At 72.8% G+C, this 9,479-nt stretch carries 6 protein-coding genes, 2 tRNA genes and 1 pseudogene; 6 read left to right on the top strand and 3 right to left on the bottom strand.

Annotated elements, in window-relative coordinates; translation table 11 throughout:
* Both IH13_RS0100760 and IH13_RS0100755 read right to left on the bottom strand, forming a co-directional pair.
* Nucleotides 1-2,307 (bottom strand): PAS domain-containing protein (locus tag IH13_RS0100760; RefSeq protein ID WP_031080100.1); only part of this gene is annotated, 2,307 nt, incomplete at its 3' end.
* Between the two features lie 268 nt (nt 2,308-2,575).
* Nucleotides 2,576-3,055 (bottom strand): SSI family serine proteinase inhibitor, encoded by a 480-nt coding sequence (locus IH13_RS0100755; RefSeq protein WP_031080098.1) that lies wholly within the window; start codon nt 3,053-3,055, stop codon nt 2,576-2,578.
* Between the two features lie 319 nt (nt 3,056-3,374).
* Between IH13_RS0100755 and IH13_RS0100750 the strand changes: the two genes are divergently transcribed.
* Both IH13_RS0100750 and IH13_RS0100745 read left to right on the top strand, forming a co-directional pair.
* Nucleotides 3,375-3,465: transfer RNA gene (locus IH13_RS0100750), tRNA-Ser, on the top strand.
* Between the two features lie 217 nt (nt 3,466-3,682).
* Nucleotides 3,683-3,755 (top strand) — tRNA-Arg (locus IH13_RS0100745).
* Nucleotides 3,756-3,963: 208 nt separating this feature from the next.
* Here IH13_RS0100745 and IH13_RS0100740 read toward each other — a convergent pair.
* Nucleotides 3,964-5,271: a hypothetical protein gene (locus IH13_RS0100740; RefSeq protein WP_031080096.1), complete on the bottom strand. Its 1,308-nt coding sequence runs from the start codon at nt 5,269-5,271 to the stop codon at nt 3,964-3,966.
* Between the two features lie 690 nt (nt 5,272-5,961).
* On the opposite strand from IH13_RS0100740, the gene IH13_RS0100735 reads away from it, so the two are divergent.
* The 4 genes and pseudogenes from IH13_RS0100735 to IH13_RS0100720 form a co-directional block, all read left to right on the top strand.
* Nucleotides 5,962-6,849 (top strand): DUF2797 domain-containing protein, encoded by an 888-nt coding sequence (locus IH13_RS0100735; RefSeq protein WP_031080094.1) that lies wholly within the window; start codon nt 5,962-5,964, stop codon nt 6,847-6,849.
* 81 nt (nt 6,850-6,930) lie between these two features.
* Nucleotides 6,931-7,806: an amidohydrolase family protein gene (locus IH13_RS0100730; protein ID WP_031080093.1), complete on the top strand. Its 876-nt coding sequence runs from the start codon at nt 6,931-6,933 to the stop codon at nt 7,804-7,806.
* 82 nt (nt 7,807-7,888) lie between these two features.
* A complete protein-coding gene (locus IH13_RS0100725; protein ID WP_031080091.1) occupies nt 7,889-8,629 on the top strand; it encodes a response regulator transcription factor in 741 nt (246 codons plus the stop codon).
* A pseudogene (locus IH13_RS0100720) lies at nt 8,622-9,479 on the top strand (HAMP domain-containing protein); the annotation flags it as partial. The gene IH13_RS0100725 and the pseudogene IH13_RS0100720, both read left to right, overlap by 8 nt.

Genomic DNA, 9,479 nt, shown 5'->3' with positions numbered 1-9,479 from the left:
CTCGCCCTGCCGAGGCGGGACGGCCTCCGCCCCCTGCGCCTCCTCGACCGGCGCACGACGCGCCCTGCGCCGCCCGGTGGGCTCGGCCACCGGGCTGTCGGCGGAGTCGGCGGGGCCGTCCGCGACGGGGCTCTCCAGGAACGCGTCCGTCGACGACCTACGCGCCCGGCGACGCCCGCCCGGCGCGGGCTGCTGTGCGGGCGGGGTGTCGGGCTCCGCGGCCTCCTGCCCCGGGGCGGCGGACACCGGTACGGGGCCGTCCGGTACAGGGCCGTCCGGTACGGGACCGCCCGGTACGGGGCCGTCCGGTACCGCGGGGGACTCGGCCGCCGGAAGAGGCACTGGAGCGGGTGCCGGAGCGGGTGACGGAGAAGGGGCGGGTGCCGGAACAGGCACGGGTGCCTGAGAAGGCACGGGCGCCGGAACCGGGCCGGAAGCGGGCTCGGGCACCGGGGCAGGTGCGGGGACGGGCATCGGGGCAGCAGCGGGTTCGGGCGGAGACACGTGCACCGGGCCGGGCGGAGACACGTGCGCAGGGTCGGGCGGAGACACGTGCGCAGGGTCGGGCGGAGACGTGTGCGCCGGTTCGGGCGGAGACGCGTGCACCGGGTCGGGCGGAGGCGCGTGTGCCGGGTCGGGCGGAGGCGCGATCGTCCCCGCCCCCGCGCCGATCGGCACCTCCAGGACGTATGCGCTGCCGCTCATCCCCGGCATCTCGTGCGTCTGGAGAACCCCGCCGTGGGCCCGGACGATCCCGCGCACGATCGGGACGTGCACCGGGTCGCCCCCGGCGAACGGCCCCCGTACCTCGATCCGGACGACGTCGCCCCGCTGCGCCGCGGCGACGACGACGGTCGAGTCGACATGGCCGCCGCCCGGCACGGGCCTCGCCCGGCCCGTCGAGTCGACGCCGGCCACGTCCGCCACGAGGTGGGCGAGCGCCGTGACCAGCCGGCCCGCGTCGACCTCGGCCTCGATCGGCGGCGCGTGCACCGCGAACTGCGCCCGGCCCGGCCCGATCAGCTCGACCGCGCCGTCGATGCCGGCGGTCACCACCGAGTCGAGCAGTACGGGCTGTTTGGCGAGTTGCTCGGTCCCGCCGTCCAGTCGCTGGTAGCCGAGGACGTTGTCGACGAGCGTCGCCATCCTCGCGTAGCCCGCGACGAGGTGGTGCAGGATCTGGTTGGCCTCCGGCCAGAGCTGGCCGGCCGGGTCGGCGGCGAGCGTCGCGAGTTCGCCGCCCATCTCCTCCAGCGGGCCGCGCAGGGACTCGCCCAGGACCGCGGTCAGTTGGGTGTGCCGTTCGCCGAGGCCGGTGAGCTGTTCGGTCTTCTCCTCCAGCTCGGCGGCGTACCGCTCGGTGTGATCGGCCAGCTCGGCGGTGTGCGCCTCGGTGAGCGCGGTGGTCTCGGCCCGGTGGCGCTCGGTGAGTTCGGCGATCTCCGCCGCGTGCTGTTCGGTGAGCCGCTGGGTCTCTTCCGTGTGCTGCTCGGTCAGTTCCTCGTACGGCCTGCGGTCGGTGAACGTCATGACCGCGCCGACCAGTTGGTCGCCGTCGCGCACCGGTGCGGTCGTCAGGTCGACCGGTACCGCCGCGCCGCTCTTGGCCCAGAGCACCTGGCCGCGCACCCGGTGCTTGCGGCCCGACTTGAGCGTGTCGGCGAGCGGGGAGCCGTCGTACGGGAAGGGCTCGCCGTCCGCCCGCGAGTGCAGGACCAGCGTGTGCAGTTCCTTGCCGCCCAGGTCGCTGGCGCGGAAGCCGAGGATCTGCGCGGCGGCGGGGTTGACCAGGACGACCCGGCCGTCCATGTCCGTACCGACGACGCCCTCGGAGGCGGCGCGCAGGATCATCTCCGTCTGCCGCTGCGAACGGGCCAGTTCGGCCTCGGTGTCGACGGTGCCGGTGAGGTCCCGGATGACGAGCATGAGCAGTTCGTCGCCGGTGTAGCTGGAGTGGATGTCGTTGTACGCGGCCTGGCCGCTGTCCAGGCTCGCGCTGGTGACCTCGACCGGGTACTCGGTGCCGTCGGTCCGGCGCGCGGTCATGCGCCGGGGCTTGGTCCTGCCCTGCTCGTCCGCAGCATCCGGCCGGCGCATCGACCCCGGGATCAGCCTGGAGTCGAACTCCGGAAGCAGATCGAGCAGTCCGCGCCCCACGAGGGCGGTGCCCGGGGTCTCGAACATTTCGAGGGCGATGGTGTTGGCGTTGACGACCGTGCCGTTGCAGTTGACGAGCAGGAGCCCGTCCGGGAGGGCGTCGAGTATGGCTGCGAGGCGAGCAGCGCCTCGGGATGGCCTGCTGCTCACGAGACGCTTCCTCCCTGATTACCGCACCGTGCTGACGGCTGGGCCCATGGTGGCTCGTGGGCCTCGGACCGTCATGCAAGGAGTCTAAAGGCAGGGACGGGCGGCGGGGCGGCGGATGAGGGGGAGCTCTCACCAAGGTTCTGTGCACGCGGCGTACGCCGGTGGTCTGTGCCGGAGGCCACGCGCTCCCCGTGAGGTGCGCCGACGCCCCTCGGACGACCGGCCGAGGGGCGGGTGGGACGGGCTACGGCGAGGTGGGGAGTACGGGCTACCGCGCGGCGGGGAGTACGGGGACGAGGTTGTTCCAGCGGGAGATCTCGCAGCCGTTGGCGCGGCTGAACCGGGCGTCGATCGGCTGCCCGTGCCAGGTGCCTTCGACCCGGGCGGCGGCCGGCCCGCCGGCCTGCATGGTGCACATGGCGTTCCGGTCCGTCGGCACGAAGGGGTTCTCGCCCTCCTCCACGGCCTGGTCCAGCAGATCGCAGGCCCGCCGCGCCTCGGGGTGACTGCCGGCCGCGGGACCGCACTCCAGCTCGAAGACGCCGTCGGCCTTCGGGTTGCCCGACTCCGAGACCGTGACGGTGAGCCGGGTCTGCTCGGTCGGCTCGTCGCGCGCGAGGAGCCGGTCGTGCTGGAGCACCGGGAGCGGAGGCAGCGGCAGCAGGGGCGTGACGGCGGTGGCGGCGGGCGCGGCGGCGGACAGCGCGGCGAGGGAGGCCACGGCGGTGAGGGTGAGGCGGCGCAGCATGAGGGGAGCTCCTGTTTTGTTCTGGTGGCGCGCCGTCGGCGCGCCTGCCCGCTCCGGCGTGCGCCGCGTGGGCGGACGCGCGCGGGGCGGGTGGGCGGTGGCGGGCAGAGGGCGGAGCCCTCGCCTTCTCTAACGCTCCGCACGCCCGCACGTTGCGCAACTCATGGGGGGCCGACCGGGTACGCACCCGCCCGCGACCCGCCCGCAGGGCGCTTTGCCACGTCGCCCGCCCGCCTAGTACCGTGAGCCGCGATTGGTGGCAACACGCTCGACTGTGTCATCATCTGCACGCACCACTCGCGTTCGCGCGAGGTGTGCTGGAGGCGTCGCCTAGTCCGGTCTATGGCGCCGCACTGCTAATGCGGTTTGGGTCTTAAAGCCCATCGAGGGTTCAAATCCCTCCGCCTCCGCAAGATCCCGAAGCCCCGTGCCCCTGGCACGGGGCTTCGGTCGTCCCTGGGTGCCCTGAGGGCGTCCGAGATCCTCACAGACAGGCGTTTCCGCAGGTCAGGGGCGGTACGGCTAATGGATTTCGCGTCACGGCGCAGGTCATGTAATGTTGTTCCCGCAACGCCGACCAGGCAGAAAAGCCCGGGAAGCGAAGCCGCCGGGTAAGACCGACGACAAGCACTCGTAGCTTAACGGATAGAGCATCTGACTACGGATCAGAAGGTTGCAGGTTCGAATCCTGCCGAGTGCACAGCAGGCGAGAGGCCCCCAGGAGAAATCCTGGGGGCCTCTCGCGTATGCCGTAGAACGGGAACGGGGCGTCGTACGTTTCGCCGACTGCCCGGCCGTGGCGGCACGGAGGGTCGAGGCGGTCGCGCTGACCCCCTCGTTCCGGTGATTGTGGTGATCGCGCCGAGGGGTGGGGGCGCCCGGCCTGGAGGGCCGGGCGCCCCGTGTGGTCAGGCGGTGCCGGTCGCCTTGCGGCGGCGTACGGTGATCACCGCTCCGGCGCCCAGCGCCAGGGTGACGCCACCCGCGAGAGCGATCGACGCCATCGCCGGGGAGGTGCCGGTCTCGGCGAGGTTGCCGGCGGTGCCGGTGCCTGTGCCGGTGGCCGTCGGCTTCTTGGACGATTCGCCCTGGGCCGAGTGGCCCGCTTCCGTGCCGGGCTTCGCGGCTCCCGGCCGTGTGTCGTCGTCGCCGGGCAGGCCGGGCTTGGCTTCCTCGGCCGGTCCGGGCTTGCTGCCGGCGGGCAGGAGCTGGAAGTCGTAACGCTTCATCGGGCCCAGGACGCACGGGTTGTACACGTCGGAGGCGTCAGCGGCGAAGAGCGCGAAGGCGTCGGCGGCCCCGGCGGCCCCGGCCGCCGAGTCGACCTTCATCCGCAGCTTCACCTCGCGCTGCTCGCCCGGCTTCATGGCGTCGACGTGCGCGATCTGCTCGGGCCCGGTGCCGTCGAGGGTCTGCCAGCCCGAGCCGTTGGACCACTCCACCGTCAGAGCGCCCTCGGCGCCCTTGCCTTCGCCTTCCACGTGGAAGAAGACCAGGGGGTCCACGGTCAGCGTGCGTGCGGTTCCGTTGGTCACCCGCAGGGTGATGTCCGTGGTGCTCCCCGCGACGACCTTGGACGGGAGGCCCGTCGCGAGCGAGGTCAGCCCGTCCTCGCGGACACACTCCTTGGCGGCGGCGAGTGCTTCTTCGGCCGCCTTCTTGACCTTGAGGGTCTCCGCGGGGGCGTTCTGGACCAGGCTGTACTCGCGGGCGGCGGCGACCCTGGCATCGTCCAGTGCGGTGCCGGCCTTCTCGGCCGCGGTGTCGGCCTTCCGCTTGGCCTCGACCGCTCCTGCCAGAACGGACTCGGCGGCTTCGAGGGCTTGCCGCGCCTCTGCCTTCTCCGTGTCGCCCTCGGCCGCTTCGAGCGCCGCCTCGGCTTCCGTGACCGCCTTGTCGGCGGCGGCCTGGGCCGCGGACGCCTCCTTGGCCTCCTCGGCCGCGGCGAGCGCGGCCGCCTTGAGCGGATGCGTGTCCGAGTCCAGGGCGCGCAGGGTCTCCTGGACCTTTTTCTGACCCTCTTCCTTGGCGATGACGGCGTCCTCGTAGGCCTTCTTCGCGTCGTCCACGGCCTGCGCCAGCTCCGCGTACGTCGGCTGGTTCTGCGTCTGTGTCACGGACGTTCCGGCGGCGAGCGCGGGAGAGGCGGCGAACAGCGCCACGGGTGTGGCGACCGCGACGGCGGCGGCCATCGCGAGGGAACGGCGAAGCTTCACTAGGCGACTTCCTTGGTGGGAGACAAAAGAGGCCGGCCACCGAAAGAAAGGGTGGGGGCGGCCTGTGCGGTGCTTAGTTTATGGGTGAAATGAAGAAGTGTTCAGGATTTTCCTTCGAAGCTCCGGACCCTCTGGTGATATCCACTCGGATAAACAGGACGGATGGGGATGGTTGTCCGGGAGGCGTGTTTTTCCCTGTGACTCATGTCACTGCTCCGGGGTCGGTGGCGACGGCACCCGAACCGCGTCAGGGCGGCGGGAACGTGGCGGCCCTGTGCCCTTGTGCCTCTGAGTCTCTGCGCCCTGTGCCCTGCGTCTGCCGGATACGGAGGCGGAGCGGGCGGAGCGGGCGGGGCGGGCGGGGCGGGCCGGCGCGTGGCGGCGGTCGAGGGCACACCGGGGTCCTTTTCCGTCCATGCGGCGGCACCGTTCCTTGCGGAACACGCAGGGAAAGCGGGAGGAGGTATTTCCGTCGACACCGCCCATAGGCAGGACCACAAGGTGCATCGGTGCGCGCGGGAGTTCTCCGAGTGGCGTCGAAGGGTGCTGTTCGGATAACGGAAGGGTGCTGTTCCAAAAGTCCGGGGGTGAATCCCCTACTCTTTCCAGATGCCCGTGAGGAGAAGCGGGAGCCGAGGGCACCGGGGCTCCCGGGCGGTCCGTGCGGTGACGTGGAGTGGGAGTGGACGCATGAGCTGGCGCAGCACCGGGGTGAGCTGGCCCGGTGAGGGGCCCGGGGACGGGCCCGTGCTGGGGTGGCGTGGCGGTGACGTCCGGCGGGTGAGTGCCCTGGCGTACGGGCGCGAGCTCGGGTTCCGGGCCGAGGGGGAGCGGCACTGTGTGGGGGCCCGGGGCAATCCGTGCCCCTCGGTCGCCGTGGTGCCGGCGCGGAGCACGGGGGCGCGGTGCCCGGAGTGCGCGCGGCTGGACCGGGCGCACTCGGTGGCCGCCGACACGATCGCCGACGACCCGCGGACGTACCGCGTCTACCTCGCCTGGTTCGGGCCCGGGATGGTGAAGGTCGGGATCACCCGGGAGTCCCGGGGCGGGGCGCGGCTGCGTGAGCAGGGGGCGGTGGCGTTCAGCTGGTTGGGGCGCGGGCCGCTGATGGCCGCACGGCGTACGGAGGAGGTGCTGCGGGCGGCCCTCGGGGTGCCCGACCGGATCCCGTACGCGCGTAAACGGGCGGTGCGGGGTGGGCTGCCGGAGGCGGTGGAGCGGTCCGCCGAGGTGGAGGCGCTGTACCGGCGGGCCGTGGCGCTGGAGGGGGACGGGTGGCCGGACGCCCTGGAGCGGTTGCCGTTCGAGGCCGTCGACCACGGCGGGGTCTTCGCGCTCGGTGGTACGGGAACGCCCGTCCGGGCCGTGACCGGCCTCGTGGACGGCGGTGTGGTGGCCGGGCGTCTGGTCGCTGCGGCCGGCCCCGATCTGTATCTGGAGACCGCGGCCGCCGGGACCGTCGTCCTGGACACCCGGCTGATCACCGGCTGGGCGCTGGCCGGGACCGACGCGCGGGCGGCGGTGAGCGTGCCGCTCGTCGCCGTGGGGGCCGGTGGGACTCAGGACGGGCTGTTCTGAGATCGTCGCGGGGAGCGGGCGGGGAGCGGGCGGGAAGCGGGCGGGGCGGGAACGAGCGCGGGCGAGCGGAGGGCGTGGAGGATGGACAGGGACGGCCGTGACGACGTCGTGGGGTTCTGGGAGCGGCTCGGGCTGCCCGGGATCATCGACGTCCACACGCACTTCATGCCGGAGCAGGTGCTGCGCAAGGTCTGGGCGTACTTCGACTCGGCGGGCCCGCTGACCGGCATGGAGTGGCCGATCACCTACCGGCACGACGAGGACCGGCGCCTCGCCCTGCTGCGCTCCTTCGGGGTGCTGCGGTTCACCTCCATGCTCTATCCGCACAAGGCGGGGATGGCCGCCTGGCTGAACGAGTGGGCGGCCGGGTTCGCCGCGCGGGTGCCGGACTGCCTGCACACCGCGACCTTCTTCCCGGAGGAGGGCGTGGACCGCTATGTGCGCCGGGCGGTCGAGGCCGGGGCGCGGGTCTTCAAGTCGCACCTCCAGGTCGGGGCGTACGACGCGAACGACCCGTTGCTGGAGCCCGTGTGGGGGGTGCTCGCCGAGGCCGGTGTCCCGGTGGTCATGCACTGCGGCTCCGGCCCCGCGCCCGGGAAGTACACCGGGCCCGAGCCGGTCGGGCGCCTGCTGTCCCGCCATCCGCGGCTGCGGTTGGTGGTGGCGCACATGGGGATGCCGGAGTACACGGAGTTCCTGGAGCTGGCGGCGGCGTACCCCGAGGTGCGGCTCGACACGACGATGGCCTTCACCGACTTCACCGAGGACTTCTCACCGTTCCCGGTCGCCGAGCGCGCCCGGCTCGCGGACCTCGGGGACCGGATCCTGCTCGGCACGGACTTCCCGAACATCCCGTACCCGTACGCCCACCAGCTGCACGCCCTGGAGCGGCTGGGGCTGGGTGACGACTGGCTGCGGGCCGTGTGCCACGGGAACGCGAGCGCGCTGTTCGCCTGACCGGCGGCCGGCGGGCTCCTTTCTCAGGAAATTCACAGGTGGGTACAAGGTCCCTCTCACGGCCGTCTCACAGCCTGGGGGCATGACGACGACGACCTCGCCCCAGGGGCGTACCGAACTGCTCAGGCCGGACCGCACCCCCGTGCGTGTCCTGGTCGTGGACGACGAGGCCCCCCTCGCCGAGCTGCTCTCCATGGCCCTGCGCTACGAGGGGTGGGAGGTGCGCAGCGCCGGGGACGGTGCCGACGCCCTGCGTACGGCGCGTGACTTCCGCCCCGACGCGGTGGTCCTCGACGTCATGCTGCCCGACATGGACGGGCTCACCGTGCTCGGGCGGCTGCGGCGGGAGGCTCCGGAGGTGCCGGTGCTGTTCCTGACCGCGCGGGACGCGGTGGAGGACCGCATCGCCGGGCTCACGGCGGGCGGCGACGACTACGTCACCAAGCCGTTCAGCCTGGAGGAGGTCGTGGCCCGGCTGCGCGGGCTGATCCGCCGCTCCGGTACGGCCACCGCGCGCAGCGAGTCGACGCTCGTCGTCGGCGACCTCGTCCTGGACGAGGACAGCCACGAGGTCACCCGGGGCGACGACTCGATCCACCTGACGGCGACGGAGTTCGAGCTGCTGCGCTTCCTGATGCGCAACCCGCGCCGGGTGCTCAGCAAGGCGCAGATCCTGGACCGCGTCTGGAACTACGACTTCGGCGGCCAGGCGAACGTCGTCGAGCTGTACATCTCGTATCTGCGCAAGAAGATCGACGCGGGGCGGAGCCCCATGATCCACACCCGGCGCGGGGCGGGATACCTGATCAAACCCGGTGAGTGACGCGGTGGGCGGCACACGCGTGCGGGCCCGGAGGCCGTGGACGCTGCGGACCCGGCTCGTCGTGTACGCGGTCACGCTCATCGCGGTCGTCGCCGCCGTGATCGGCGCGGTCACCACGATCGCCTTCCAGAGTTACATGTACGGCAAGCTGGACAGCCAGCTGCACGACGTCGCCGTCCGGGCCCAGGTCCACCCGCCGGGCGGCAGCGGCAAGCCCGCCCCCGGCGGGGGCGACGCGGGCCCGCTGGATCTCATCGGCGCGGGCGGCGGGCAGCCGTTCAGGACGTTCGGCGCCGTGTCCGTGGACGGTTCCGTCACCGAGTCGAAGGTGGTCAAGCGGGGCAGCCGGCCGGCCGAGGACAGGGCCGAGCCGCTGACGGGAGCGCAGACGAGCGCCCTGGAGGCGGCCGGCATCGCCCCGGACGGCGAGGCGCACGACGTGGAGCTTCCCGGGCTCGGCGGCTACCGGGTGGAGGCCGTCCCCTCGGGCAGCGGAACGACCGTCCTCGTCGGCATCCCCACCGCCGAGGTCGGCAAGGCGATCACCACCCTGGTCCTGGTCGAGGTCTGCGTCACCGGTGCCGGTCTCGTCGCCGCGGGGATCGCGGGCACCGCGATGGTCGGTGTGGCCCTGCGCCCGTTGCGCCGGGTCGCCGCCACCGCGACCCGGGTATCCGAACTCCCCCTGCACAGCGGCGAGGTGGCCCTGCTGGAACGGGTCCCCGAGGCCGAGGCCGATCCGCGCACCGAGGTCGGCCAGGTCGGCGCGGCCCTCAACCGGATGCTGGGGCACGTCGGTTCGGCCCTGGACGCCCGGCAGCGGAGCGAGACGCGGGTACGGCAGTTCGTC

The sequence above is a fragment of the Streptomyces sp. NRRL WC-3549 genome (assembly GCF_000721935.1).
Taxonomy (GTDB): domain Bacteria; phylum Actinomycetota; class Actinomycetes; order Streptomycetales; family Streptomycetaceae; genus Streptomyces.
The sequence above is the reverse complement of the archived record's forward strand: the minus strand, read 5'-3'. Positions and strand labels throughout refer to the sequence as shown.

Excerpts from the sequence above, each read along its gene's own strand:
- IH13_RS0100755 (WP_031080098.1), bottom strand. The coding sequence starts at position 3,055 with ATGCTGCGCCGCCTCACCCTCACCGCCGTGGCCTCCCTCGCCGCGCTG.
- IH13_RS0100735 (WP_031080094.1), top strand. The coding sequence starts at position 5,962 with ATGAGCTGGCGCAGCACCGGGGTGAGCTGGCCCGGTGAGGGGCCCGGG.
- IH13_RS0100730 (WP_031080093.1), top strand. The coding sequence starts at position 6,931 with ATGGACAGGGACGGCCGTGACGACGTCGTGGGGTTCTGGGAGCGGCTC.
- IH13_RS0100725 (WP_031080091.1), top strand. The coding sequence starts at position 7,889 with ATGACGACGACGACCTCGCCCCAGGGGCGTACCGAACTGCTCAGGCCG.